This window comes from Streptococcus sp. HMSC076C08 (assembly GCF_001810825.1).
GTDB lineage: Bacteria > Bacillota > Bacilli > Lactobacillales > Streptococcaceae > Streptococcus.
Window position 1 is genome coordinate 1 of sequence record NZ_KV802700.1, and the last position, 26,954, is coordinate 26,954.

Genomic DNA, 26,954 nt, shown 5'->3' on the forward strand with positions numbered 1-26,954 from the left:
TTCCCCCAACTTCCGCTGTTCCCAAGCGTTAGTAAAGCCAGGAAAACGGATTTCCGGAAAATTTTCTCCGTCCTTTGGAAACATTTTTGAAAGCAGAGTCTTTTTTCCTTCTTTTATCAAATCCAACTCACGCTGTTGAAGGGTAATGAGCTGATCCAGCTCTTGGAAGAAGGAACCGATGACAGTTTGCTCGGGGAAGGAGGGGAAAATGACATCACCTTTTAAAACATTTTCATCAGTGACTTTCATGTCATTTTTTGCTCCTTTATTAACTAATGGTTTCAAATATTTATTTAATCGTAAATTGTCATCAAAATAATACTCCACAAATATTCCATTTGAACCATTATTAACTTTATAAACAGCATACAATGTGGAAACAATTCCATTTTTACCATGGTTCGTTTTTATAATCCCATACGGATTAGCTTTTAAAGGACTCTTTGTATAAACAACATCTCCAGTTTCTACAATACCATACGGTAAGACAGAAGCACCTGCAAATGACCTACCTTGAAACTTAATCTGATTAACAATCCCATAATCACCTGAAACAGATAAAACATCACTTTTATCATACTCACCATCTACATTTCTATTTTTTGAAACAGTAAGGTAAGCCCCCAACTTCCGCTGTTCCCAAGGTTCAGTGTAACCCTTAAATCGGATACTTGGTCTTCTTTCTTCTTGCTTGCTCATAAAGCCCTCCTTTGAGCTATTTTCCATGTCTTACTATTTTGAAATTTTCTTACATTTGTTTTCATAAGAGGATTCACTCCTCTACAGCCCCTAGTTCTTTACAATATCTAGAAAAACTTGTATAATGTAATTAAAGATAACTTGTGAAGGATAAACGCTGGGTCCCAGAATGGGGTAGGTACTATAGTACTGAGCATTTCCTATGTGCCTGGGGTTATCTTTTTTACTTTCTTCTAAGGCTCTCAACAAAACGTTGAGGGTCTTTTTGAATCTCTGATACAATGAAATCTACAAATTGTTGCGAATATGTATATTGTTCTGTATTCCCTATTTTATGACAGTAGGCATATTTCTCATTCTGTTTGATATGATAAAAATCGATAATAAGACTCAATACATACTGATTAAATCCATTCTTATACCCTAGTTTAAGATTTCTCTTACTCAAACGATCACGAACAGCCGAGATGACACTATTATATGAATATTTGTGACTAATAGAAGGATCTTTTAGCTCTTTCACAATGGCAACTTCACTCGGAGCATTATTTTTAAGGGATACAACAAAATCAGCTTCTTCTTTCTTCTTAGTAATATAAAGATTCTGTTTGATTTCAATCGCAAACTTGTCAGAGCTATATTCCTCTGTCAGCACATCGATTTCATTTGCCTGCTGGATAAATTTTTCAGCGATTTCAGGTGGATATTTCAACCGGATTTCTTCATTCGTAAGAGGTTCATATGTAGCTGATATGGTTAAGAAGTTTTGCGCAATTGAGTCTGTGATAATAACTTGATGAAATCTTTGCATTTCATTTACAAAATTTAAAACACAAGCTTGAAAAAGTGGAGCATACTTCAGCTCATAGTCTTCAGTGATGAAATGCGTACTGATATTTCTCAGTTCGATAATCCGTTCCAAATTCAAGCGAACACGCGTATTTACATCAGAGTAGATTTTTTTAACAACCGCTTCAAGGCTCAATGTTCGATCAGGACTATCCTTAAAATAAATAGACTCCTGTCGATTCATCATTTCTGCCTTCAACATTAGTTCCCAAGCATTACATATAAAAAAACTAAAACCCTCAATCCTATAGCGAATGGTTGGCTTATTATAAATCTCTAATCCCAAGATAAAAGCTTCTATTGATTTCCCAATCAGTTGCTCTTTAATATCTTTCATAACCTATCCCTCTAACTTTTTCAATTGATCTGCCAATGCATAGAGAGCCTTTCGTAGAGCATTACGATATTTGATCCAAGACAAACTAGCGATTTCTGTTGCTGCAAGTGCTGGGTAGTCACTTCTAGCATCGTTCATGATTGTTGTAATTTCTCCTTGTTTATCCAAGTCTTCTTGCCCGATACGATGTTTCCGAATTAACTCTTCTAGTTCCTTAGGTTTAACACTATTATCCAGACCCCACGTGCGAATGAAGGCCGTCAACTGTTGGAGGCTACTTGCCGACTGAGCCTGTTCCATCGCTCGGGCCATACTGTCAACATCTCGAGGAGCAGGATAACGCTCAAAGACATAAGTTCCATTGTATATCTGATGTACAAAACGAGTAACACGTTCTTTCTCCTTGATATTGTCAGATTTGGCTAACTCAATTGAGATGTCTTCCTTAGTCTTTTCAGCCTTAGCCACTTCTCCGGCATGAATTTCATCTGCCATTTGTGCAATGAGTTCGATGAGGTAGTCATAATTGATTGTTACATCATGGATATGAACCATCTCTAGCATAATTTGTGAAATATCAATATTTTCTTTTTTTGCTCGTCTCTCCCGGAGTTCACCGACTAAGACTGTCGTCAACATGACTTCTTCATCTTCGATAAGCCCGATACCTGCATAAAATGCCTCTGGATCATCATAAGCAGATATAGGATTCCCCTCTTCATCTTCAGTGTATTGTTTGAGCTGACTAAGTAGACGGTTATAGGTTTGGATCTTTTCAAAGAGATTGTCCTGCTCTTTTTCACTCGGTGGCAATTGAATAAAGCCATCTGTCAGAACACGGAGATCTTCGACTATAGATTTGAGTTCCTCTTGTACTGTACTGAAAGGTTTGGAAGTGATGCCGGACTCTTGGTTATTTTCCTTCATTTCATCAAGATTCAACTCTGTTTGTTCGTCTGCAGAATGGCGATTGGAGTAAAGATAGAAAGCTTTGTTCATCTCAAACTCATTTTGCTCTGGCCAGCGATAGTTGACAACATTCCCAAATGGTTTATCAATCATATTATGCAGACGATTTGTCCGTGAATAGGCCTGAATAAGACTAGCACCTTTTAAGGTACGATCCACATAGAGAGTATTCAGTCCTGGGGCATCAAAACCCGTCAAGAGCTGATCCACAACGATAACGAGATCTAGATAATGTCCATCATCTGCCGTTTTATTTAGTCGTGTTCGAAGATTTTCGGTGTAGTCTTTCACGGTCTTCATATCAAATTCCGTATTGAAGAGACTATTATAATGCCTAATTGCACGATGCAAATTTTCGTTAGTCTGAAGCTGTTGATCGCCATTTGAAGTATCTGCTGAAAAACTAATCGCTACTTTCAAACGTTGTTCAGCTGGCTTGGTCTGATTGATTTCTTCAAACTTGTCAAAGTATTCCATGGCTCGAGGCGTTGAAGCCTTGTTCCCACCAACATGAACAGTAAACATAGCATTATATTTTCCCATATTCGAACGCTCATTCCAGTTATCAAAGATATCTTTCACCACTAGATTTACGTGATCCTCACTGGTGTCATAGACGCTGGCTTTAACATTGTCATCGATATCATCTGCTGTTGGATCTTCGGGCGCTGCAATTGTTTCTTTAAACTCAACATTAAACCCCAAAACATTTCGGTCAGCAATCGCTTCTTTAATCGTGTAGGCATGAAGAAGTTCTCCAAAAATTTCTTTTGTAATTGGAAACTTAGGCGTCCCCGTATATCCTACCCAAGCTGCATGAGGTAGTGCTTGACGGATTTTCTCAAGCATATTATCATTGTCACTACCATCTCCAGTAGACCTGTGTGCTTCATCTACAATAAAGAGAATATTGTCTTTAATAGGCTTAAAATCATCTCTAGAGACATAACGAGACATTTTTTGAATACTAGTCACAATGATATTTTTATCACTCTTGACCGTCAGCTTGCGATGTAAAGCCGAAATATTTGCAGTATCTGTAACGATACCATCTTTGTTTTCAAACCCAGCAACTGGATCATAGGCTTGGTAAGCTGTCGCTGTTTGTCCTGTCAATGCGATACGGTCAACCAAAAAGATAACTTTACTAACATTAGGTAAGCGACTAGCCAACCAAGCTGTCTTAAAGCTTGTAATGGTCTTCCCACTCCCTGTAGTATGCCAGATATAGCCTAGTTTACCATCCGAATAACTAAAATCATGTTTACGTACTTTGTCAATCACGCGCTTCGTAGCGTACACTTGATAGGGACGCATGACTTTAATACTCTCTTTATTCTTAGTTCCATCAAGGATCATGTATTGGGTTGCTAGATTATGTGCCATCGGGATAGACAGCACTTTGTCTGCAAATTCCTGCCAACGACGTACTGGTTTAGCATCTTCTTCATTCTGCCAGTTAAATGCAAAAGCCTGATTGAAATTTTCCAGCGGACTATTAGCCATGTAGCGTGTTTCATGAGGAGTCATAGCTACCAAAATCTGAAGAGTCGAAAAAATATCCCCATATTGCTTTTCTGCTATATATTGCTCCATCTGATTAAAAGATTCTTTCGTTCGATGCAACGCCTTCTTCAATTCAATTTGAATAATCGGAAGCCCATTAATAAGGAGAGTAATGTCAAAACGGCGATCCTTTTTACCATCGACTACCTTAGGACGACTAATCTGATTTACCACTTGATAAACAGTATTTCCTCCGCCAACCTGATCTTGATCAAATACTGTTAAAAATACATGCTCTCCACTATCTAGATCCACCTCAATTTCAGAATAACCATTAACACCATAAAGAAATTGCCCTGCTTGGTAGGGAGTTTTTAAGTCTGTGATTTGTTTTTTTACTTGTGCGAATTCCGTTCGGGATAAAGACCCACTGAGTTTCCCACAATTATTCTGCTCTAAAATATTTTTGAAATTATCCCAAAGAGCCTCTGTATTTTTCACACTTTCAAGATACTCCCACTGCTTCACTCCCCCAATATTTGTTAGGTAAGTAATGACTTCTTTTTCAAAAGCTAATTCAGATTTATTTTTATTTTCACTCATGTGATTCGCTCCTTAGTATTTGTTCAAGGCTAGTTTGGACGGTTGCCTCCAATAATTGACTATATTTCCTAAGCTGTGTTTGCAGTAGTAACAGCTGTTTATAGGCTTGACCTATTTTTTCTTGCTCCTCTATTGAAGGTAGGGGAATACGGATTCTCTCTAATGATTTAACAGGGATTCTCATGGAAGTACCCGTTCCTTGTAGCTCACGTTCCTTTTGACGCTGAACATCTCGAGATTGATTAAAAAGATAGAGAAAGTAAAATTTATCCAATCTTTCCTTTATGTTCACTTTGATAAAATTTAAAGTTAGTAATTTTCCTTCATTATCTTCGCCAACAATCGTCGCTAATCGCAATGGACTACTGATAACTACATCTCCTGCAACAAGAGACAGTGAAGTTTCATTAAGTTCATCAGTTCCTAGAGCAAACGACTTTTGATTCAAATCCGACTCAAATGAAGCATGATCATAAAACTGAAGAGACTCCTGATTTTGCTTCTCAATCCTAGTCGGATTTACACCAGCTGTAAAGGAAAGCAGATCTCCTAATTGACAATAGTCCATCGAATTCTCCTCTCGTAATTGTTTCTTTCATTCTACACCTAAACAAATAATTTGTCAAATATTTTTTGTAATATTTTTTTATTACAAAAAATATCTAAAAATCTCTTTTCTAAATAATAGAATATTTACTAACGCTTGGGAACAGCGGAAGCTGGGGGAGGTGGCAGAACGGGTTACGAGAAAAAATAAAAATTTGGAATCTGAATTACCTTTAACTATTTCCGCTCAACATGGACTAATTAACCAAGAAACTTTCTTTAATAAGAAGGTTGCTAGTAAGGATGTTAGCGGATATTATCTATTGAAAAAAGGAGAATTTGCGTATAATAAATCTTATTCGTCAGATTATCCATGGGGTGCAGTTAAAAGATTGGAAAACTATGAAATGGGAGTATTATCAACATTATATATTGTTTTTAGACCCAATTCTATAGATTCAGATTTTTTAGCTGTATATTATGATTCTCCAAAATGGCATAAGGAAGTTTCTATGAGAGCAGCAGAAGGAGCAAGAAATCATGGACTTTTAAATATTTCCCCCCAAGATTTCTTTGATACGGAGCTACTATTTCCTGTTAATCATCCCGAACAAACGGCCATCGGTTCCTTCTTCCAAGAGCTGGACCAGCTCATTACCCTTCAACAGCGTGAGCTAGAGTTAATGAGGTTATAGCGCCCCTTAGACAAAACACAGAAATTGGGTAAGAAATAAAGAACCGATTTCTTATGCGATCGGTTCTTTATGCCTTAATGATAGTGTCCAGATAAGTATTTGTTATCTGGACACCCTCCGCCTATGTTGCGCATGATTGCTTTGACTGCTATCTACTTCAATAGTGATATTCTGCACGCCTCTTTCTTCTAAACATTGACGCACCACTTCTTTGGTTTCCATCATCTGTTCCCAGTCCTCGATACAGATGTGGACAATAGCATTGTTCTCTAGACCGTCCATGGACCAAATGCTAAGTTGGTTAACACTGTTGACATTGGTCAGAGCCTCTATATCCTTCTCCAGATCACTTGTCTCGACCCCTTCTGGCACAGCATCTAGGAAAATCTTCAGTGCGCTCCAAAAGCGAGGAATGGCTTTCGACAGAATAAAGATAGAAATAACCAGCGATAAAAGCGGATCGAGGATATACCAATCTGTAAATCGGAGGATAATCGCCATTAGGATGACAGCCAGCCAACCAAGGGTGTCTTCCAAAAAATGCAAGCTAAGAATTGACTCGTTCTTTGTCTTTCCTTTACGAACTACCAGACTAGCTAGCACATTAATAGCCACTGCAATGATTCCCAGCCATAGGATACCATTTTCATTAACGGGTTGAGGGTGAACGATCTTTGTGACATTTTCCAAGATCACTAGGACAGACCCTATCATAAGAATCACAGCCGTTAGCATGGCCCCTAAAAGACTAAAGCGTTTGTAACCCAAGGTGTACTGTCTATCTTCTTCACGATTGGAAATCGTTTCTAAAAGGGCTGAGATGCCAATGGCCATAGCATCTCCCAGGTCGTGAACAGAATCAGCAAGAACTGCACTCGAACCAAAGATTCCTCCTGCTATAAACTCAACAATCGCATAGCTTAAATTTAAGAAAAAAGCTAACCAGATAGATGTTTTAGAACTCATTTCTCTCCCTCCTTTGGTATAATGGGTATATACATACTTCTTTCATTTGTATTATCTAATAAAATTCAAAGAAAGGATAGAAGCAAACTGTAAACTATGTTCAGTTCTGAACAGTTTGTCTCAAGTGTCTATATGCCAAAAAGAGACCGTCGGGTTAGTAAGACGAAAAAAGCTATCTATCAAGCTTTTTTACAACTTTTGAACGACAAGGGCTATGATGCCACTACTGTCCAGGATATCATTGACCTAGCAGATGTTGGACGTTCTACTTTTTACTGTCACTATGAAAGTAAGGAACTCCTTTTAGATGAGCTCTGTCGCTACCTCTTTCATCATCTCTTTGAAAGGGAAGAACACTTTACTACCGAGGACTACCTCGCACATATCTTTTTACATTTTCAGAAAAACCAGGACCATGTCACCAGTCTCCTTTTTTCTAAAAACGACTACTTCCTCCGCCAACTACACAAGGAACTCGAACACCACGTTTATCCCATGGTGGCGGATGACTTGCAAGAGGCCTATCCAAACATTCCGGCCTCCTACCTCCAGCATTTTGTTGTGACGAACTTTATCGAGACCCTAACTTGGTGGCTAAAAAAAGGAAAATCTTATACCGAAGAGCAAGTGGTGAGATTTTACCTTGATGTAATGGAGATGACCTCTACAACTCCACTTGATAACTAAGCCTGAAACTCAGAAAGGAACCAACTATGTTAACTTCGATGATTCTAGGAATACTAACAATTGTACTAGCTCTCGCCTTCTCATTGCTTCACCTTGCTGCTGCCTTTTCAGCCATGAAACAAAAGAACTACAGTTTGGGAAACAAGTGTATCTTGGTCGGCAGTTGTCTCACCTCTTTGGCTCTAGCTATCTTTTACTTCGTCCCACTTGCAACCATTCTTCTATGGATTGTGGGCTCGAGTATCGTCTGCTATGGTGCCTACTGGAACGGCCAACAGAAAGAAAAACAACATATCTCGCACCACATCGTTCGTATAACGACCGCTATTATCATTACGGTATTATTCATTTTGCTCTAACACAAAAAAAGGATCATCTGATCCTTTTTTTACTTTTTTAAGCGCTTTTTGCTGCCTTGCTCCACTGATACCACCCAACTAGACTATTGATGAGATAAATTAGGTATTTCCCTTGGATTTGCAGGCTTTCTCCCCACCAGAGATAGATTGAAAAGACATTGGTAGAAGCCCAGAATATCCATTGTTCACGGTAAACAGCTGTCATGAGGATTTGCCCAACCCCATTGGTCGCATTGGTGATGGAATCGCGATAAGGACGATTGGCTCCGATAGACTGATAAATGAATCCAAAGGCCAACCACCAAAGAACACTAACGGAAAGATACTTGGTCCAACCCTTGCCGTCCAGTTTACGCGCGACAAACTCCTACTTTTCTTTCTTGAACTGTGCTTGGTAGATCCACACTAGAAGTCCAATTGGCTGCATAATTGTAAAATAGAGAGTTGTTAAAACCTCACCATAGAAGCCTTTTTGAAGGGCAAGCACCAGATAAATGATGGAATTAATCAAACCAAATAGGTAGTTACTAGCACGACCTTCAGCTTCTCAAAGAGCAGAAAAAAGGTTAGTAAGGCTTGAGAGATGAATCATTTTAAAGGCAAACAATTCCAACAAGACGTCATCATTGTCGCTGTTGGTTATTACCTACGTTACAATCTGAGCTATCGTGAAGTTCAGGAATTGCTTTATGACCGTGGAATAAATGTTTGTCACACTACGATTTATCGGTGGGTTCAAGAATACAGTAAAATCCTCTATCATCTCTGGAAAAAGAAAAATAAACAGTCCTTCTATTCGTGGAAAATGGATGAAACCTATATCAAAATTAAGGGGCGTTGGCATTATCTCTATCGAGCGATTGATGCGGACGGTTTAACATTGGATATCTGGTTACGAAAGAAACGTCGAGCAGACGATAACAGCTATAAGTTAGAAGATACCGCCTATCAAGAAGATAAAGCACGCAAAGCAGAAACCGAAGATAAGCTAGCTATTGAAGCAATGAAAAGCAAGTACACCACGCTATTGCTAGAAAATATGTTGCTAAGTCCGTTTGAAATGCAAGATACAAAAATCATGGCAGAATTGCAAGTCCATGTTTACCCCCTCTATGACGAACTGAAAGAATTAAGAGGGCTAAATAGTGTTAAAGACCACTTGTCTTATGTTGCCAGCAGACGTGAAGAATATTCTAAGCATAATATCGCACGCTACCTCAAAAAAGTCATTGAACAATATCTACCAACGGTTAAAAGGCAGGACTTAAACCATGAGTGAAGACTTAAAAACGATCAAAGAGCTGGCGGATGAGTTGAGTGTTACAAAACAAAATATTCAATATCACTACCAAAGGTTACCAAAAGAATTACAGCTTAAAAGTTCCAATGGGTCTAATCTAATAAATTCTAAAGCAGAAAAAATAATTTTAGGTAAAGTAGAAAGTAGTAGCAAATCAAATACCAAAGACCAACAAATAAGTAGCAAAGACCAACAAATAGAAAAACTAACTAATTTGTTAGACCAGTAACAACGATTAGCCTTGCAAGATAAAAAGTTGCTAGAAGAATACAAGGCGGAAAATGATAACTTAAAAGCCCTCAAAATGCCCTCACAGGAAACAGAATTCAAACACTTAGACAATCAATATAAAGATGAAGTGAACGCTCTTAAAGAGAAGTTGGAAAATTTACAGGAACAAATCAAAGATCAAAAAAGGATAGAAGAACAAGAAAAACCAATAAAATGGTGGGGACTATGGCGAAAATAGATGATTCAGTTAAAAAGAAAGTTCCAGAATTGCGATTTAAAGGATTCACGGATGAATGGGAACAGCGTAAGTTGGGAGACGAAGTTCGAATAGTGATGGGACAGTCTCCTAATTCAGAAAATTATACTGATGATCCTAATGGGCGCTAAAAATGCGAAGACCTATGAAGACCTATTTTGTATTAGTCAAACAAAAAATCCAAAAGAAATGGTATATGATTATGACCATGAAACAAAGTAAAATCAAACCGAGTGATCTGAGGAAGCACCCGATGATCATGAAACGTTATTAAACACAAAAGTCACCCATGTGAGTTCTTGCCAGAAGCTGAAGTTAATCCTTCAACCTGGAAAACCCGCAGAGGTGACTTTTTCTATACATCTCGATTTTTCTGGCAATAATCATTAACCGATAAATATGTCTGTGAATCACCCAGTGACTCCGCTATGTCCATAATCCGCGGTGGTAGTAATCCCACTCGCTGGACAAGTTCGTGATTGCTGAACAATTCCCGTGGACTGCCGGCGAAGCCAAACTTCCCGTGTTCCATAACATACACCGACTCAAACTCGGCGGCGACCCAATCCATGTCATGGGTGATGGTCACAACTTGGTGGCCCGAATCAGCCAACTGATGGAAAATTGCGGTCAACTTGCGCCGGCTTTCCCAATCAAGCGACATCATCGGCTCATCAAATAAATAAATCGCCGGATCCACTGCCAAAACTGTGGCAACGCTCAACAGCTTGCGTTCCGACAATGACAGGTCATATGGACTTTCAGCTGTTTTATCATCCAAGCCAACTCTTTTTAGAGCCGCTAAAGCCCGCCTCGTAATCGTGTCGTGGTCATCCATGACCTGCGCGACATTCCACTCCACCTCTCGTTGAACGGTCGGGTTGAAAAGCTGATCGTCAGGATTCTGAAAAGTAATCCCAACCTTCAGTAACTTTTCGACTGGTTTAAGATCATTAAAATTTTCTCCATCGATCTTAATCACACCGGTTTGTGGTGTCAGCAAACCCGTCAACAATTTGAAGAGCGTTGATTTGCCGGCACCATTTTGGCCGACAATCGCCACCATCGGATCGGCGAAGTGTTTGTCTTCAACATCCAAGCTAAAGGACCGTTCCGGATAAGTGAACGTCAGGTGGCTCAGTTCAATTGTGGACATAACGAACCTCCTTCAGATCAGCGTAATTCACCGGATACCGGCCATCAGCCAAGTGCCAATCCATTTTTTGAGCAAGTTGCTGGATTGTCGGGGCTGGAATCTGCCAGTCAGCTGCCAAATGATTAAACACCTCACCCGGCCTGCCCTGGGCTACCATTTGACCCTCGTGCAGCACCCACACAACGTCGGCGACTTCGCACAAATCGTCAATTTCACTGGTGACAATGAAGACAGTCGTCTCTTTGACTTGGGCCAGCCATTGGAAAAATTGCCGGCGGCCAAGGGGATCCATCTCACTGGTCGGATCATCCATAATCAAAACAGCCGGATTAGACACAATCGCCGTGGCAATTGCCAACCGCTGGATCTGACCACCAGAAAGGCTCTCGGGACGCAAATTCAGCTGTTCAATCAGCCCCATTTGCGTGGCAACTTCTTCAACCCGTTTTTGAATCAGTCCTTCAGCCATTCCCTGATTAATCAAGTCAAAGGCGATTTCATCGGCAACCGTGTCTGCCAACCCGCTTAGTTGGCCAGCTGGATTTTGCAGTACAACTCCATTCATGGCATTATAAACGGGCCAATTGTCAGACACTCGCTGGCCAAACATGTGCCAATCGCCCTCAATCTCAGCAGACACAATTTTGGGAATGACCCCTGCCAGCACACGGCACAAAGTCGATTTGCCGGAGTGGCTATTCCCGATAATCCCAACCACCTGGCCGGTATGAACCTCCGCGTTAATCTGACGCAGTTGTGGTTGCTCAGTACCCGGATAACGGGTGGTCAAATTTTCAATTACAATCCGTTTATCTTCGTCCATATCTTCCACCCAATCAATAAAAATGCCAATCCAGTCAGACCAATGTGCAGCGTCCGCGACAGGCGATACACGCGCTGGGAGGTTCTGACAGTCCGGTTGAGATTATCAAAACCTCTCAGTTGGAGAGAAATCGACCGCGTCATCGATTGATCCAAGGTCTTAATCACCAATGGAATTAGAACCGGCAGGACTGACTTTAATTTCTGAATAAACGTTTTTTGCGGATTGGTTCCGCGAACTTTTTGTGCCTGCTGAATTTTCCGCATATTGCGCATCATTTCCGGCAAAATATAACACACCGACATCAGAACGTAGACGGTTTTATAAGACAATCCGGACAGTTCCAAATAGGCCGCGTTTTCTGAAATACTCGTGGTCACCATAAAAAAGCCACTGGTCAAAATAATCACCAATACTCGACAACCCAGAGTGGTGGCGTAAATCAGGCCTTCTTTGTAGAACGACACCCCAAGCACAGAAAACAGCACAGTTTGATTCCGACTGTAAAATAACCCTTGGATGATCAGCATGGTGCAAATCAGAAACAGGCTGAATCCCAGCGCCTTAAAGGTGGTAGAACTCAATTTGGAAAATAACAATAGCAGTGTTGCGACAAGAATTAATCCGGCCTGAAGCAATAAATTCATACTGGCAAAGCTCAACAACGTCATGTCCAAGATGAACAAGAGCTTAGTAATCGGATCGATCACCTGGTACCACTTGAGCTTGACCCGTGGCGCTCCAGAAATCAATGTTTTATCAGTCATCATTTATCATCGCTAAAGAAGTGCACCATCCGCTTCGGCAGCTGACGATAGATGAAGAATGCCAGGTAGGCCACGCAGACTTTATCCAAAATATCCAAGACAAACTCATCGGTAAATGAGGCCAGCCACACTGGTGCATGATTGGCGACCATTACCGCAAACAATGAGTCACCCCAAGCGATACCGGTCTGACCACCCCAAAAGATGACGTTGAGTGGCGTTGAAATGACAGCTGAAACGATAGCAATAATAATAGCAGAAACAAATACTCGTCGCGCTGACGAGAACCACCCATTGGCGTGCAAAACTCCGACAGCAATCCCAATTCCGATGCTGGTAATCGCATACACGGTTGAAATTGGCGATAAGGTCAGCCCATAGATCACGTTGTTGATGAAACCACTAATGGCACCGGCAACCGGCCCAGCCAACATGCTGGTAAGAAAGGTTCCCAAAGACCCCAGCCAAACGGGCAACTTTAACCCCTCCGCCAAGGCTTTGGCAACATAGTTAATTCCCACGGCAGCGGGAATCAAAGTCATGGTGGCAGCACTTAACTTAAATTTCCACATACTGGTACGATGAATCGGTTCTGTTTTCATAATCTTCTCCTTTTGTTTTTAAAGAGCCGTGTCTGGATAGACTTTCGGACGCAACGCTCTATTATATATCTACTGAACTGTCTATACACAAGATTTCCATCCTTAGTCGACATGAGCTGGAAATCTTTATTTGTTAAGTAGTTCACAACACATTATACACCTATTTTGTGAATAGTCAAGTGTATTTACAGTAAAATTTTAGAAAATCCTGAAAATTTCCTCTTATTTTCCATTTTGAAAGACATTCAGTAACTCTAATATCAAAAAAGCCCAGACGACATTGTCTGAGCATTCTTTTCTATAGTCGTTTAAGCAAGTTGAGTTTGACATTTTCAAGCTATTTCTTCAACAAACCTTGTTCTTGTAAAAACTCCTTGGCTACTTGTTCTGCGGACTTGCCTTCAACACCGACCTGGTAGTTGAGCTGGCTCATCTGGCTTTCAGTAATTTTACCAGCTAGTTTATTGAGAACTGTCTCCAACTCAGGATGTTTCTTGAGAAGAGCTTCTTTCATAAGTGGTGCCCCTTGATAAGGTGGGAAGAGTTGCTTGTCATCCTCCAAGACCTGTAAATCATAACGCGCCAACTCTGCATCTGTCGAATAGGCATCCGTGATTTGAATATCGCCTGACTGAATTGCCTGATAGCGAAGAGCTGGCTCCATGGTCGCTACGTTGAGATTGAGACCATACATTGATTGCAAGCCCTTATTGCCATCTTCACGGTCATTAAACTCGAGAGTAAAACCGGCCTTCAACTGTCCTTCCACTTTTTTCAAGTCCGAAATGGTCTTCAAGCCATATTCTTGAGCAATCTTTTTCGGAACAGCTACAGCGTAGGTATTTTGATAAGACATAGGTTTTAGATAGGCCAGATGATCCTGTTTGGCAATGCCATCACGCGCCACCTGATAAACCTGATCTGGCTCATGACCTACCTTGGGTGATGGCTGAAGCAAACTTTCAGTCACCGTACCAGTAAATTCAGGATAGATATCAATATCCCCTTTTTTCAGAGCTTCATAGAGGAAGCTTGTTTTCCCAAAATTCGGCTTAACAGTCGCAGTCATACTGGTATTTTCTTCAATCAGCAATTTATACATATTGGCCAAAATTTCGGGTTCTGGTCCCAATTTTCCAGCAATCACCAAGTTTTCTTTCTCTTTTTGAGCTAAGAGGGCTGGACTATAAGACAGACCGAGCAATATAGTCACCAAGGCAAAACCAGAGAAAATCGTTCTCAATTTTGCTTTTTCCATCACTTTTAGTAGGAAGTTAAAGGCAATGGCCAGCACTGCAGAAGAAAGGGCCCCAATCAAAATCAGACTAGTATTATTGCGGTCAATTCCCAAAAGGATAAAGGAACCCAGTCCCCCTGCACCAATCAAGGCAGCCAAGGTTGCCGTACCGATAATCAAGACCGCTGCCGTCCGAATCCCAGACATAATGACAGGCATGGCAAGTGGAATTTCAAACTTCTTGAGACGCTCCCACCTGGTCATCCCAAAGGCAATCCCAGCCTCTTGTAGACTTGGATCAATTCCCTTTAGCCCAGTGATGGTATTTTGCAAAATTGGGAAAATCGCATAGATCACTAGAGCCGTCAAAGCAGGCAAGGTCCCAATTCCCATCAAAGGGATAAAGAGCCCCAACAAGGCTAGAGACGGGATGGTCTGGAAAATCCCTGCAATCTGCAAGACCCAGTCCGCCAACTTCTCATGATATCGAAGATAAACAGCCAAGGGAATAGCAATAAAAATAGCTAGTAATAAGGTCAAAAGTGACAACTGCAAATGTTGAGATAGAGCTGTTACCCAATCACCAAAACGATCCTGAAAAGTTGATATCAAATTAGTCATGAACACTACCTCCAAACAAGTCTGCTACAAAGTCTGTTGCAGGAGCCTTTAATATCGTCTCAGGATTCGCCACCTGACGAATCTCTCCATCCTGCAAGACAGCAATACGGTCCGCCAATTTCAAAGCTTCATCCGTATCATGGGTCACAAAAATCGTTGTCATTCCAAACTCTTTATGCAATTCTTTCGTCAAAACCTGTAGCTGTTTTCTAGAAATAGCATCCAAGGCTGAAAAGGGCTCATCCATGAGGAGAATCTTAGGCTGACCAATCATAGCACGGACAATACCAACCCGTTGCTGTTCTCCACCAGATAATTCACTCGGAAGTCGATGCCCATACTCAGCCACTGGTAAACCAACTTTAGCCAAAAGCTCTTCTGTTTTCTTCGCAATGTCTTCCTTAGTCCAGCCCTTCATCTCCGGAATGAGGGCAATATTTTCCGCAACCGTTAGATTGGGAAACAGAGCAATGGCCTGTAAAACATAACCAGTAGAAAGACGAAGCTCACGCTCATCATAGTCTTTGATGCGCTTACCATCCATGTATATATTTCCATCAGTTGGTTCCAAAAGACGGTTAATCATCTTGATCATGGTCGTCTTACCAGACCCAGAAGGCCCAACTAAAACCATGAACTCCCCATTCTCAATCTGTAAATTGACATCTCTCAAAACATCTTTTTCTGTATAGCGTAGCGCTACATTTTTGTATTCAATCATTCTTTGTCCTCAATTTAAAATTTTCCTCGGTTGGTCAAGTTACCAACCTTTTAATAACTAATTTACCCCACTCTAAACCTCATTTTCCTTCTCTTTCAGATTAGCCAAAATTCTTTCTTGAAAACCTTCAAACTGACGAATTTCTTCCTCTGAAAATCCTTTGTAACAGATAGTATCCAATCTCTGACTGACACGTTGCCCAACTTCTTTCTGGGACTTGCCCAACTCTGTTAAAACTAAATACTTCTTACGCTTATCTTCTCCACACGGACTGACAGTTATAAGATTTTGCTCCTCTAACTTTTTTATCATAGTCGTCAACGTATTATTAGCAAGCCCAGTCGCAAGCGCAATATCTGTCGCAGTTGCACAGCCCGTCTTACTATTCCATAAAACCGCTAAAATCTTTCCCTGCTCACTCCGATAAAGAGAGTCAGGGTCTTGTCTCAGTAACTTTTGAAAAAGCCGCCCATTCAACAAACGAATATGATGGGCTACCAAATGACAATATTTCATGAAACCTCCAATTTATTTCTATATCGATACGAATAAAAAACATTATAATACTTATTATTCCAATTGTCAACTATTTCGATTTAGAACTAATTTTTCTCAGTAAAAAATCTCCTACTCAAGGTAGAAGATTTCAATCTTATAAACTTAATCCGTCATGTCTGATACCAAGGTTCGACGCTCCAATGGAATACTGCACATAACTAACAAGAAAATGAAACCTGACTGAATCCAGAAAAGGGCCAAGTCAAAGATTCCATGCACAGCAACCACTGTAAGGAAAGATAGATAAAGACCGATAATTGGACGTTTCCCCGACTCCTGACTCATATCCATCATCAAACGAACAGGAGCAACAGAAGACAAAGCTAATAAAATGGTTCCCACAATTCCGTAACTCAGAATCGTATCAATATAAAGGCTGTGAGCATGTTCATGATAAGGAGCATTTATCCGAGGATAAGAGTGCATATAGGTCAATGGCCCCTCCCCCCAAAAAGGATTTTGCTTAAACAAGGCCATCCCAGCATCCCAGATAGAAATGCGTTCTTCCATAGAGGAATCTAAAGTCCCCATCCGAACTCCCAAATCACTAGAAAAAAGGAAACTCAAGCCAATCGCAAAGACCCCGATACTAAGCCAAAAGGCCTTCCAGTTTTTAATGGTTGTAAAGAGATAAATGATGGCTCCAGCGATAATAGCAGGAAAGGCAGTTCGATTTTGAGTAAAGTTCAATCCAAAGAGATTAACAAAGCCTGCAATCACACAGAATACCTTCAACCAATTCAACTTGGTCGTTGTAAAGAGATAGAAGGCAATCATGATACAGAAACAACAAATAATTCCATAGTAATTAGGATTAAAAAAGGTCACTTCTGCCCGATTCTGATGCCATACCTGCATATTGGGCGAAAGAAAGGCATAGTTAAATTTCTTTACAATTTGGAAATGCTCCAAAGTAGCAAAAGCCGCAGAGAGCACACTACCAAACAAGATTGTCTGCAGTATCAGTCGAAAGAAAGCATGTGTCAGACGTTTCTGGTAGAAACTAAAGAAAATGAGGAAGAGAAACATCAGTAAAGATGCAACCAATCCAAGCCAGTTCTTGGCGACGATGGAAATGATACTACTGTAGGCAATAAAAAAGAGAAGTACAGGATGTTTGGCTAATCCTTTGATAATTCCCTTCATCTCCCCAGTAACAAGTAAACCTATCAAATATAAAGCAAAGAGGGCTAAGAACAAATAAAAAGGTAAAAAGATACTTATGATCATCAAATACAAAAAGAAATCTTTTTTCGAAAGCCCTCTTATCTTATCCAGTAATCCAATTGATTTCAAAACGGATCCTTTCTGTTCTGGATTTCTCCAGAAGATAAATGCTAAACTATCTTTATATTCTACCATTTTTTCCGTCATTTGGGAACAATGAACACGTTTTCACAACAAAAAAACTCTTTCATTAATATAGCACTAGAACTGAATTTTTCTGCCGTTTTCCACTACTTGATAGGTCTGACTTTGTAAATCAATTTCTGCTACTGCTGTTACGGACTTGTCTTTATTTTGACGTTTGATTACAATGCTGTGAGCTGTTGGTGTTTCCACCTCTATAGTTCCTTCTAGATCAAAGGCCTCTGACCGATTACGGAAAGAAAATAGATTGAGAAGGGCCTTCACCACAGGACGTTGAACTTCTTCTGCTATTTCCTCATTGCTATAGTAATGACGATTAATATTTCGACCTTCTTTGGTTTCTTCTAACAATTTCAAGTCATTTTTTCCTGCTAATAGACCCACATAGTAAACCTGAGGAATGCCTGGAGCAAAAGCTTGAATCAGACGAGCTAGGAAATACTTGACATCATCATCTCCAAGCGCAGAATAGTAGGTTGAATTGATTTGGTAGATATCTAAATTGTTATACTCGGCACTAGAGTACTTCCGTTTGACATTCGCTCCAACCTTATAGAGCTCATTTGAAGCATAGTCAATTTCCTCATCGGTCAGGATATCTTTGACATCCACCACTCCAATTCCATCATGGGTATCTAGTGTCGTAAATTGCTTCATCGGGCTCATCTTCAACCACTTGGCCAAGCGCTCTGTTCTGGAACTGTAAAGAGTATAAAGAGTCACCATTGAAAGGGCAAAATCGTAAACATAGTAATCATGGTCCGCTATTTTAAACTGAATCGAATAGTGTTCATGAATCTCAGGTAAGAGCTCTGTCCCATACTCAGCAGCGATATCTCGAACTCTGTCCAATAAATTCCAAATATCTGGTTCCACAAAGAAATCATTGGTATCCAATTTCTTCACTGCATAAGCAAAGGCATCTAGACGAATCAAATCACACCCGTTACTTGCTAGATGTTGAATCGTCTTACGGATGAATCTCATCGTTACTTCTTTGGTCACATCAAGATCAATCTGCTCCTCACCAAAGGTATTCCACAAATGTTCCACTGAACCATCTGCAAAAACAATCTCTTGCTTTGGTGCACGATCCTTACGCTTGTAGATTAAATCTACGTCAGACTGTGTCGGACGGTTCTCTGGCCAAAACTTATCCCAGTTTAAAAAGAGATCCTTAAATTCACTGGCTTCATGTTTTTCTTGATAGTCCCTATAATACTTAGATTGACGAGAAATATGATTAATCATAAAGTCAAACATAAGATAATATTTCTCACCTAAACGCTTAACATCCTCCCAATCACCAAACGCTGGATCCACTTCATCATAGTCAACTGGTGCAAATCCACGATCTCCTGTTGACGGGAAAAATGGTAGAAGGTGAACTCCCCCAATAGCATCGCCAAAATGTTCTTCCAAATTCTCATACAAGTCTTTAAGGTTATTTCCAAGACTATCTGAGTAAGTAATCAACATGGTTTTATTTTGAATGGTCATAGATGGTCTCCTTTTTCTGATGAAAGCCAAGTCTTATATGACCTGGCTTCGTAAATGAAAGATATTTTTAGGTTTTTGTTCATATTGAACTCGTACTACTATAGACTGCAAGCAACTAAGTACTACTTTCTTTTTTCTACATAGAATTGTCAATAAGCTGAACTGTTCCTCTATGTATGGAATTATAAATTCCCTAAGCACTTTCTTACTTCACTGCCCCGTTACTCATTCCTGAAATGATATGTTTTTGGAAGATGAGGTAGACAATGGTTATCGTTACAATTCCCACAATATAAGATGCAAAACTTGGGCCATAGTCATTGAAGTACTGACCTTGGTAGTTGTATTGGAAGAGAGGCAAAGTCCACATCTTGGAATCCTTATTCAGAATCAAGAGTGGCAACATAAAGTCATTCCAGAACCAGAGAGCATTGATAATCAAAGTTGTCGCATGCATGGGCTTCAACATTGGAAAAATGATTCGACGATAAATTGTAAAACGATCAGCCCCATCAATTTCCGCAGCTTCGTCCAAACTATCTGGTACACTGATTTTTATATAACCAACATACAAGAAGAGAGTCTGTGGAATAGCATAAGTTAGGTAGAGTATTACTAGCCCCCACATATTTGCTAGGCCGAGTTTACTCATCATAACTGTGATGGGAATCATAATCACCTGAAATGGAACAAATATCCCTAAGATCAAGAGCGAATACATAATTGCAAAGGCTTTTTTCTTGGACATATTTCGAGCAATAGAATAAGCTGCAGCTGGTATAAAGAAAGCCACTACAATCAATGATAACACCGTAATAACTGCTGAATTCCAGAAATAGCCTCCAATTCCATCCGAAATCAATCGTTCATAATTACTCAACGTAAAAGGATTGGGCAAACTAAAGAAATGATTCATGATATCCTTAGTTGTCTTGAAAGAACTAAATACCGTTACCAACAAAGGAACAAGTATAAGAATACCACCGACTATCAAGAGGACATATTTCCAAAACTGATTCAATTTTTCTTCTTTTTTCATGTGTAGGACTCCTCTATTAGATTTCAAATTTCTTTGATAGCTTGATTTGGATAATAGAAACAATTACAATAATTAAGAATAAAATCAAGGCAATTGCATTCGCATATCCATATTGATTACTCTTGAAAGCATAGTTGTATACTAAAAGTCCAAGAGACGTTGTAGCATTATTTGGACCACCACTCGTCAAGGCAAAAATTTGGTCAAAGGCTGTCAAACCAGACTTAAGAGCCAAGATAAAAACCATAGAGATCGTTGGCAATAAATAGGGCAATTCAATCTTCCAAAAGGTTTGTTTACTGGTTGCACCATCAATTGATGCTGCCTCTAAAATATCATTTGGAATACTCTGAAGACCAGCAAGAAAGAGAATGATTGGCATTGCTACTCCTTGCCATAGAAGAACAAAAATAGTTGCCACTACCGCTCCGACTGGTGTCCCCAATAGACTCTCTTGTAGAAAACCAATCCCTAAAATTTTTCCAATCGTTGGAAGACCATAGTTGAAGAATTGTTTAAAAATCAAGGAAACTGTCAAACCAGACAAAACAGCTGGGAAAAAGAACCAAGCTCTAAAGAAGGTCTGCCCCTTCATCTTAGAATTTAAGGCTCGTGCCACAACCATCCCAATTGTAATCTCACCAACAATCAATGCCAGAGTTAAAATCAAAGTAAAGGCTATGGCTGTGAAGAATTTTCCATCAATCATCAGCAATTTGTAGTTATTCAAACCAACAAATTTATAATTATAGGTCAATCCAGTCCAGTTAGTCAAACTATAGAAAGCACCTTGTACCATTGGAAAGTAAAAGAAGATAGCTTGTAAAGCAAGCGGGATGAGCAAAAATGTCCAACCCCAGTATTTATTTAAAAATTTTCGAATAGCCATATCATCTTAACTCCTATTCTAGTCCAAATCTGCCTTCATTGGATTAAAGAAAGCATTGAGATTGTTTGCCATATTTTTCAGATTTTTATCCATCAAGTAACCTGTACTTAGATTAAAAAAGTCTTCTTCAGAGTTCCAGCGTTGGCCCAACCAAACATAATGTTTGTCTGTAAATGCCAGTTTAGAAATAGCTGCAAGCGCTGAATCTTCTTTTTCCTGTATGCCTTTTACCGCAACAGGTGATCCATCTACATCATAGTATGACTGCATAGCTTTTGGACTAGTCATATAGCTGATAAATTCTTCGGTTTCCTTAGGGTGTTTGGTAGTAGCTGAAGTTGATAATGCCATATCCCCTGCACCAACAGTGACTTCTTTTCCTACTTCTTCTCCAGGAAAAGCAAACATCCCCACCTCAAATTTTGGATCCTGTTGATTAATTGCCGCTAATGCCCATGATCCTTGTGGCATCATCAAAGCTTTTTCACTCGAAAATGCTACCACCGCATCATTATAAGAGGCACCACGCCAACCATCTTGAGCATTATCTGCTAATAAATCGAGTCGTTCTGCATCTGCTTTTAAAATAGCATCATCTGCAGAAATAGCATTTGGTTTTGAAAAGCGAAGGTAGTTATTAGCCGCGTCTCCACTACCCGTAAGAGTAATGAGAGAAAGTTGGTGGTAACCATTTAATGTCCAGCCTTCATTGCCCGCAACCGCAAATGGAGAATTCCCACTATCTTTTATCTTTTTAACAATCTCTTGAAATTCTTTAAAAGTCTTCGGTTCCTCAAGTCCTAATTCTTTAAACTTCGTTTTATTGTAATAGATTCCATAAAGGTTGGCCGTTAAAGGCACACTATAAATCTTGTTATTGATTGCATACTTTTCAGCATAGTCATTCTTGATGTTCTCAAGATAGGGTTTTCCTGTCATATCCGCAAAATAACCTGCCTTCGCCCACTCCTGAAAATCCATATTTTGAGGATAGATATTAATAATATCTGGAACATCTCCTGATAAAATCCGAGTCTTTAGAACAATTCCAGCTGAAGGTACTGTAGTCAGCTTCACATCAATATTAGGGTGTTCCTTCTCAAAATCATCCACTATCTTTTGCAAGGTATCTGCCATCTCGGTCTTCTGGTTAAAAAACTCAATCGTTACCTTGCCATCAGTTGATTGATTGTTCTGACCACAAGCCACGAGGCCTAGTAAACTTGCCCCAGCTACTAAAAGAAAACCTGCTTTCTTATACCATTTCATTGGAATGCCTCCTTGATAAATTTATACGCTTTTATTATAGTCTTTTGAATTTATACTGTCTACTCAAAAAATCTCCTGGTGATAAGGTAACAGTTAAACCTGCATACATGAGCTCTGCACCCGAGTAAACAATGTTTGTCCCTTCCAGCTCATAAAGCCCTTCCACTTCTAAGTCTTTCAGTTTCAAGGTGGTTTCCATTGTTTCCACAACTGACAGGACTCGGACGTAGGTCACAATCGTTTGATTTTCATAGTTAAATTGTACAGCTGCTTCATTGGATTCAGCATCGGGATTGATTAACCTATACTGATTCCCCAACTGGACTACTGGTCGCAATTCTTTATACAAGTTCACCTGATTAGCAATCTCAGCCTTCTCTTCATCTGATAAACTTGTCAAATCAAGCTCATACCCCAGATTTCCCATCATTGCTACATGACCACGAGTTTCCAATGGTGTCATTCGTCCCATCTGATGATTTGGTACTGCTGACACATGAGCCCCCATGGAAATGGTTGGATAGAGATAGGATGAACCGTATTGGATTGGTAAACGTGCAATAGCATCAGTATTATCACTAGCCCAGACTTGTGGGAAATAACGCATCATACCAAGATCATTTCGTCCACCACCACCAGAGCAGGACTCAAAGAGAATATGACTGTGTTTCTCTGTCAGATAAGAAACGAGTTCGTAAAGCCCCAACATATATTGATGAGATTGCATCTGGGTTTCCAGATAAACTGAACCATTCCCCAGATTAGTGATATTGCGGTTCATATCCCATTTGATGTAGTCAATTTTATGATGAGAGAGGAGTTCATCTAAAACATTTTTCAAATATTCTATTACCTGGGGATTGGCAAGATTAAGTACTAATTGATTTCGAGAGTAAATATGATCATATCCTGAAACCTGAATAGCCCAGTCAGGATGTTTACGATACAAGTCGCTATCAACAGAAATCATCTCAGGTTCTAACCAAAGCCCAAACTGCAAACCTCTTTCATGGATCGCTGAAATCAGACTTTCTAGACTTCCACCCAGCTTTTTCTCATTAACAACCCAATCACCTAAAGCACGATTATCATCAAAGCGATTACCAAACCACCCATCATCTAATACAAAAAGTTCTATTCCAACTTTCTTAGCTTCATCAGCTAGTTCTAACAGTTTTTCTCTCTGAAAGTCAAAGTAGGTAGCTTCCCAGTTATTGATAAGAATTGGACGCTCTTTTTTAGAAAATTTACTTGGCATAATATGCTTAAGTACAAAATTCTGACTTTCATGACTAATACCCGTTAATCCCTTATCTGAATAAGTCACAAAAGCTACCGGTGTTTCAAAGTTTTCCTTAGGATCTAACTTCCAAGAAAAATTTTCTGGATTAATCCCAATAGCAACCCGAACTTCATTCAATTGATTCTTTTGGACAAAAGCTTCGAAGTTTCCACTATACATCAGTTGTAGAGCAAACACATTCCCAGCATCCTCTGTAACTCCTTTATCACATAACAGAAGAGCTGGTGTTTGAGCATTCCCAGAAGCACCACGGTTCGAACTAATTGAAAAGATTCCTTGTTCTACCTGTTGATGTCGGACAGTCTTTTCACGAGCATAAGCTCCCTGTAAAGTCACTATTTCGTAAGCTGCAGCAGGAAAATCAGCCATAAAAGAAAAGTCCTTATGAATGACAACTTCCTGATTACTATTATTCTCTAATTTACTGTAGCTAGCAATTGTCGCATCATTATTAAAAGCAGTATAATACAAAGTCAGACTAAGTTGAGCCTTAGGATCTTCTAAAATCAAGGCAAGAGTTTCTGTACCATCCATGCTGTGAGGAGAAGGTAAACCCTGTGGACCATTCTGACCTCTTAAAATCTTTGCTTCTACAAATCGAAAGTCTGTTACTTCAGTTGCATCGTGCTGAACCTGTAAAGTTGGTTTTCTAAAGTCACCCAAACCATGTTGTCCAAAAATCTGACGTTGCGTATCCAAACTAAAGGTTCTATTAGTAGCTATTGGATTAGCAGAAAAAGCATGATCGCGTTCGTAAACACTATTAGCCCCTCTATAGTTCTTAATAGTCTTTCCTAAATGTTTTAATAATAAGAACCCATCCCTATTTTCAATAATCAAACTTAAACCTTTACTCTCAACGTAAAATAGATTATTCTCTATCCGAATTCCCATAAATTGCACCTCATCGATTTCCTGATAAAATTTTAGCAAATAAAAGCGCTTTCTAAAATAGAAAAATGTCTCTAAAGTATGGTAAAATGTTAGGTAGGAGGTGGCCCATGCTCGTTTTTTCAGAATATCAGACTGGAACAATTGATCTTTCTCTTAGCTTCTACGGTTATGAAGAATGCACGCCCAACTACTCTTTTGGCCCAGCTATTCGAGATACCTATGTACTACATTACATTACTAAAGGAAAAGGTCAGTTCCATTATAAGGGGAAAATTGTTGATTTAAAGACAGGAGATTTCTTTTTACTAAAACCAGATGAATTAACATTCTATCAAGCAGATAGCCAGGATCCTTGGGCTTACTACTGGTTGGGGATCTCCGGAGGAAGGGCACCTGACTACTTTGCTCTATCTCAAATTTCTGACCAATCCTATCTAATCCAATCTGAAACTTGTCATACCCAGACAACTGCAAAACTCATCTCAGATATTGTCCGCTTCGCTCAGATTACAAAATCAAATGAATTGGCTCAACTCCACATCATGGGACAACTCCATGAACTGATGTTTCATCTAGGAACGATTGCTCCCAATCAGAAAAAAGAGAATATTTCATCAACCCACCAACTCTATCTTGACTGCAAACGGTTGATAGATAGTCACTACCCGCAATCACTCACCATTCAAGATTTAGCAAAAGAACTATCGGTTCATAGAAGTTACTTAACTAGTGTGTTTAAAGAATTTCATCAACTCTCTCCAAAAGAGTATCTACTTTACGTTCGGATGCATCGTGCACAACAACTTCTGGAACATACTGAAGAATCAATTAAAGTCATTGCGTACTCTGTCGGATTTTCAGACCCACTCCATTTCTCGAAAGCTTACAAGCAATTTTTTCATAAAACACCCAGCCAGACTCGAAAAGAACTCCCTCACCTCTCCCTAGTTAGAAAGGAAAATTAATGAAATCACACCAACAAGTCTACCAAATACTAGCCAGAGAAAACGACTATGTCAGCGGAGAAAAAATTGGCCAAGAACTGAATCTAAGCCGCACATCCATATGGAAAGCAATCCAACGTCTCCAACAAGAAGGACTCATGATAGACAGTATTAAAAATAGAGGTTACAAGCTGATCCAAGGCGATTTGATATTGCCTGATATAATCCAGGAGAAAACCAACTTAAACATTCTCTACAAACCAGAAACAAAATCCACTCAAACAGATGCAAAAGAAGGGATTGAAGCTGGAAACAAAGGAAATACACTCTATCTTTCAACCTGTCAAACAGCAGGTCGTGGCCGCTTTCAGCGCCCCTACTATTCTCCATCTCAGGGTGGGATCTATATGTCCCTGCATATTCAACCCAATCTTCCCTATGAAAAACTCCCATCCTATACTCTCCTTGTAGCTGCTGCAGTCTACAAAGCCATTAAAAATCTAACTATGATAGAAGTAGATATCAAATGGGTAAATGACATCTACTTTAAAAATAAAAAAATAGCAGGTATCCTCACTGAAGCGATGACATCAGTTGAGACAGGCTTGGTTACAGACGTCATTATCGGACTTGGTATAAATTTTTCTATAGCAGACTTCCCAGATGACCTAAAAGAAAAAGCAGGCAGCCTATTTATGCCACCTGCACCAATTAGTCGTAATAAGCTCATCAGCGAAATATGGAATTGTTTCTACAATACGGATTCAGATGAACTACTTTATATCTATAAAGAAAGATCAATCGTTCTTGGAAAAGAAGTTACCTTCCAGCTAGATGGAAAATTGAAAAAGGGTCTTGCAAAAGAAATCTCAGAATCCGGCCAACTTCAAGTCGAACTTGAAGATAAACATACTATCTGGCTAAATAGCGGAGAAATATCACTAACAAGTTGGTAATAAACAAATCCCCCTTTTAACGATTTAGAAGGGGGATTTGCTTACAAAAAAAGAGCCTAACAGCTCTCTTAACTTACGGAGAATGGGGGATTCGAACCCCCGCGCCAGTTACCCGACCTAACGATTTAGCAAACCGTCCTCTTCAGCCTCTTGAGTAATTCTCCTATTAATGGGCACGAGTGGACTCGAACCACCGACCTCACGCTTATCAGGCGTGCGCTCTAACCACCTGAGCTACGCGCCCAAGTTCAAAAACTTGGTATGAACTTTCGTTCAAAGCGGGTGACGAGAATCGAACTCG

The 26,954-nt window shown here is 39.7% G+C and carries 25 protein-coding genes, 2 tRNA genes and 4 pseudogenes; 10 read left to right on the forward strand and 21 right to left on the reverse strand.

The features are described 5' to 3' along the window. The 4 genes and pseudogenes from HMPREF2766_RS00010 to HMPREF2766_RS00025 form a co-directional block, all read right to left on the reverse strand. A pseudogene (locus tag HMPREF2766_RS00010) lies at positions 1-699 on the reverse strand (restriction endonuclease subunit S); the annotation flags it as partial. A gap of 223 nt (positions 700-922) precedes the next feature. Beyond that, positions 923-1,885 carry a DUF3644 domain-containing protein gene (locus HMPREF2766_RS00015; RefSeq protein WP_070566993.1) on the reverse strand — a complete coding sequence of 321 codons (963 nt, stop codon included), beginning with the start codon at positions 1,883-1,885 and terminating at the stop codon, positions 923-925. Between the two features lie 3 nt (positions 1,886-1,888). Further along, positions 1,889-4,963, reverse strand: coding sequence for a type I restriction endonuclease subunit R (locus tag HMPREF2766_RS00020; RefSeq protein WP_070566996.1), 3,075 nt, complete (start codon positions 4,961-4,963; stop codon positions 1,889-1,891). Further along, a complete protein-coding gene (locus HMPREF2766_RS00025) occupies positions 4,956-5,531 on the reverse strand; it encodes a restriction endonuclease subunit S (RefSeq protein WP_070566999.1) in 576 nt (191 codons plus the stop codon). Before HMPREF2766_RS00025 ends, HMPREF2766_RS00020 begins: the two co-directional genes overlap by 8 nt. A 160-nt stretch (positions 5,532-5,691) precedes the next feature. Here HMPREF2766_RS00025 and HMPREF2766_RS00030 point away from each other — a divergent pair, with 160 nt between their 5' ends. Beyond that, positions 5,692-6,204 carry a restriction endonuclease subunit S domain-containing protein gene (locus tag HMPREF2766_RS00030; RefSeq protein WP_261676396.1) on the forward strand — a complete coding sequence of 171 codons (513 nt, stop codon included), beginning with the start codon at positions 5,692-5,694 and terminating at the stop codon, positions 6,202-6,204. 102 nt (positions 6,205-6,306) lie between these two features. Here the strand turns inward: HMPREF2766_RS00030 and HMPREF2766_RS00035 are convergent, their stop codons facing one another. After that, a complete protein-coding gene (locus HMPREF2766_RS00035; RefSeq protein ID WP_070567005.1) occupies positions 6,307-7,170 on the reverse strand; it encodes a cation diffusion facilitator family transporter in 864 nt (287 codons plus the stop codon). 132 nt (positions 7,171-7,302) lie between these two features. Between HMPREF2766_RS00035 and HMPREF2766_RS00040 the strand changes: the two genes are divergently transcribed. Both HMPREF2766_RS00040 and HMPREF2766_RS00045 read left to right on the forward strand, forming a co-directional pair. Continuing rightward, positions 7,303-7,857: a TetR/AcrR family transcriptional regulator gene (locus tag HMPREF2766_RS00040; protein ID WP_070567034.1), complete on the forward strand. Its 555-nt coding sequence runs from the start codon at positions 7,303-7,305 to the stop codon at positions 7,855-7,857. A gap of 26 nt (positions 7,858-7,883) precedes the next feature. Beyond that, a complete protein-coding gene (locus HMPREF2766_RS00045) occupies positions 7,884-8,216 on the forward strand; it encodes a hypothetical protein (RefSeq protein WP_042902620.1) in 333 nt (110 codons plus the stop codon). A gap of 37 nt (positions 8,217-8,253) precedes the next feature. Here the strand turns inward: HMPREF2766_RS00045 and pnuC are convergent. After that, positions 8,254-8,760, reverse strand: a pseudogene (gene pnuC / locus HMPREF2766_RS00050) (nicotinamide riboside transporter PnuC); the annotation flags it as partial. A gap of 39 nt (positions 8,761-8,799) precedes the next feature. On the opposite strand from pnuC, the pseudogene HMPREF2766_RS10345 reads away from it, so the two are divergent. The 5 genes and pseudogenes from HMPREF2766_RS10345 to HMPREF2766_RS10055 form a co-directional block, all read left to right on the forward strand. Then, positions 8,800-9,150 (forward strand): annotated as a pseudogene (locus HMPREF2766_RS10345) (IS6 family transposase); the annotation flags it as partial. A gap of 24 nt (positions 9,151-9,174) precedes the next feature. Beyond that, positions 9,175-9,495 (forward strand): annotated as a pseudogene (locus HMPREF2766_RS10350) (DNA replication protein); the annotation flags it as partial. Then, the gene (locus HMPREF2766_RS00060) at positions 9,488-9,745 is read left to right on the forward strand and encodes a plasmid replication protein (RefSeq protein ID WP_001287840.1); all 258 of its coding nucleotides are present in this window, start codon (positions 9,488-9,490) and stop codon (positions 9,743-9,745) included. The pseudogene HMPREF2766_RS10350 and the gene HMPREF2766_RS00060, both read left to right, overlap by 8 nt. Positions 9,746-9,757: 12 nt before the next feature. Further along, complete coding sequence (locus HMPREF2766_RS00065) at positions 9,758-9,985, forward strand: hypothetical protein (RefSeq protein ID WP_001152920.1); 228 nt, start codon at positions 9,758-9,760, stop codon at positions 9,983-9,985. Then, positions 9,973-10,134 carry a hypothetical protein gene (locus HMPREF2766_RS10055; protein WP_001062367.1) on the forward strand — a complete coding sequence of 54 codons (162 nt, stop codon included), beginning with the start codon at positions 9,973-9,975 and terminating at the stop codon, positions 10,132-10,134. The genes HMPREF2766_RS00065 and HMPREF2766_RS10055 overlap by 13 nt, the downstream gene beginning before the upstream one ends. A gap of 224 nt (positions 10,135-10,358) precedes the next feature. Here the strand turns inward: HMPREF2766_RS10055 and HMPREF2766_RS00070 are convergent, their stop codons facing one another. The 13 genes from HMPREF2766_RS00070 to HMPREF2766_RS00130 form a co-directional block, all read right to left on the reverse strand. Beyond that, positions 10,359-11,159 (reverse strand): energy-coupling factor ABC transporter ATP-binding protein, encoded by an 801-nt coding sequence (locus HMPREF2766_RS00070; protein WP_000103848.1) that lies wholly within the window; start codon positions 11,157-11,159, stop codon positions 10,359-10,361. Next, positions 11,146-11,982, reverse strand: coding sequence for an ABC transporter ATP-binding protein (locus HMPREF2766_RS00075; protein ID WP_070567008.1), 837 nt, complete (start codon positions 11,980-11,982; stop codon positions 11,146-11,148). Before HMPREF2766_RS00075 ends, HMPREF2766_RS00070 begins: the two co-directional genes overlap by 14 nt. Continuing rightward, positions 11,958-12,749, reverse strand: coding sequence for an energy-coupling factor transporter transmembrane component T (locus tag HMPREF2766_RS00080; RefSeq protein WP_186821416.1), 792 nt, complete (start codon positions 12,747-12,749; stop codon positions 11,958-11,960). The genes HMPREF2766_RS00075 and HMPREF2766_RS00080 overlap by 25 nt, the downstream gene beginning before the upstream one ends. Then, on the reverse strand, positions 12,749-13,351 hold the full coding sequence (locus HMPREF2766_RS00085; protein ID WP_000846130.1) for a hypothetical protein: 603 nt from the start codon (positions 13,349-13,351) through the stop codon (positions 12,749-12,751). Before HMPREF2766_RS00085 ends, HMPREF2766_RS00080 begins: the two co-directional genes overlap by 1 nt. Positions 13,352-13,688: 337 nt before the next feature. Next, entirely contained in the window at positions 13,689-15,209 is a 1,521-nt protein-coding gene (locus HMPREF2766_RS00090; RefSeq protein ID WP_070567015.1) for an ABC transporter permease/substrate-binding protein, read from the reverse strand. Continuing rightward, complete coding sequence (locus tag HMPREF2766_RS00095; RefSeq protein WP_070567018.1) at positions 15,202-15,930, reverse strand: ATP-binding cassette domain-containing protein; 729 nt, start codon at positions 15,928-15,930, stop codon at positions 15,202-15,204. Before HMPREF2766_RS00095 ends, HMPREF2766_RS00090 begins: the two co-directional genes overlap by 8 nt. 72 nt (positions 15,931-16,002) lie before the next feature. Continuing rightward, a complete protein-coding gene (locus HMPREF2766_RS00100) occupies positions 16,003-16,446 on the reverse strand; it encodes a MarR family winged helix-turn-helix transcriptional regulator (RefSeq protein WP_070567021.1) in 444 nt (147 codons plus the stop codon). Between the two features lie 144 nt (positions 16,447-16,590). After that, the gene (locus HMPREF2766_RS00105; RefSeq protein WP_008289123.1) at positions 16,591-17,784 is read right to left on the reverse strand and encodes an O-antigen ligase family protein; all 1,194 of its coding nucleotides are present in this window, start codon (positions 17,782-17,784) and stop codon (positions 16,591-16,593) included. A 132-nt stretch (positions 17,785-17,916) separates the two neighbouring features. Continuing rightward, positions 17,917-19,359 (reverse strand): sucrose phosphorylase, encoded by a 1,443-nt coding sequence (gene gtfA / locus HMPREF2766_RS00110; protein WP_070567024.1) that lies wholly within the window; start codon positions 19,357-19,359, stop codon positions 17,917-17,919. 205 nt (positions 19,360-19,564) lie between these two features. Beyond that, entirely contained in the window at positions 19,565-20,398 is an 834-nt protein-coding gene (locus HMPREF2766_RS00115; RefSeq protein WP_000711270.1) for a carbohydrate ABC transporter permease, read from the reverse strand. A gap of 16 nt (positions 20,399-20,414) precedes the next feature. Next, on the reverse strand, positions 20,415-21,287 hold the full coding sequence (locus HMPREF2766_RS00120) for a carbohydrate ABC transporter permease (RefSeq protein WP_070567027.1): 873 nt from the start codon (positions 21,285-21,287) through the stop codon (positions 20,415-20,417). A gap of 18 nt (positions 21,288-21,305) precedes the next feature. Then, positions 21,306-22,556 carry an extracellular solute-binding protein gene (locus HMPREF2766_RS00125; RefSeq protein WP_070567031.1) on the reverse strand — a complete coding sequence of 417 codons (1,251 nt, stop codon included), beginning with the start codon at positions 22,554-22,556 and terminating at the stop codon, positions 21,306-21,308. Between the two features lie 34 nt (positions 22,557-22,590). Beyond that, positions 22,591-24,753, reverse strand: a complete 2,163-nt coding sequence (locus HMPREF2766_RS00130) for an alpha-galactosidase (RefSeq protein ID WP_070567037.1) — start codon at positions 24,751-24,753, stop codon at positions 22,591-22,593. A 107-nt stretch (positions 24,754-24,860) separates the two neighbouring features. On the opposite strand from HMPREF2766_RS00130, the gene HMPREF2766_RS00135 reads away from it, so the two are divergent. Both HMPREF2766_RS00135 and birA read left to right on the forward strand, forming a co-directional pair. Then, positions 24,861-25,718, forward strand: coding sequence for an AraC family transcriptional regulator (locus HMPREF2766_RS00135; RefSeq protein WP_049489593.1), 858 nt, complete (start codon positions 24,861-24,863; stop codon positions 25,716-25,718). Next, positions 25,718-26,653, forward strand: coding sequence for a bifunctional biotin--[acetyl-CoA-carboxylase] ligase/biotin operon repressor BirA (gene birA / locus HMPREF2766_RS00140; protein WP_049489592.1), 936 nt, complete (start codon positions 25,718-25,720; stop codon positions 26,651-26,653). Before HMPREF2766_RS00135 ends, birA begins: the two co-directional genes overlap by 1 nt. Before the next feature lie 76 nt (positions 26,654-26,729). Here the strand turns inward: birA and HMPREF2766_RS00145 are convergent. After that, a tRNA-Ser gene (locus HMPREF2766_RS00145) sits at positions 26,730-26,817 on the reverse strand. A 6-nt stretch (positions 26,818-26,823) separates the two neighbouring features. Continuing rightward, positions 26,824-26,897 (reverse strand) — tRNA-Ile (locus HMPREF2766_RS00150). Positions 26,898-26,954 lie beyond the last annotated feature (57 nt).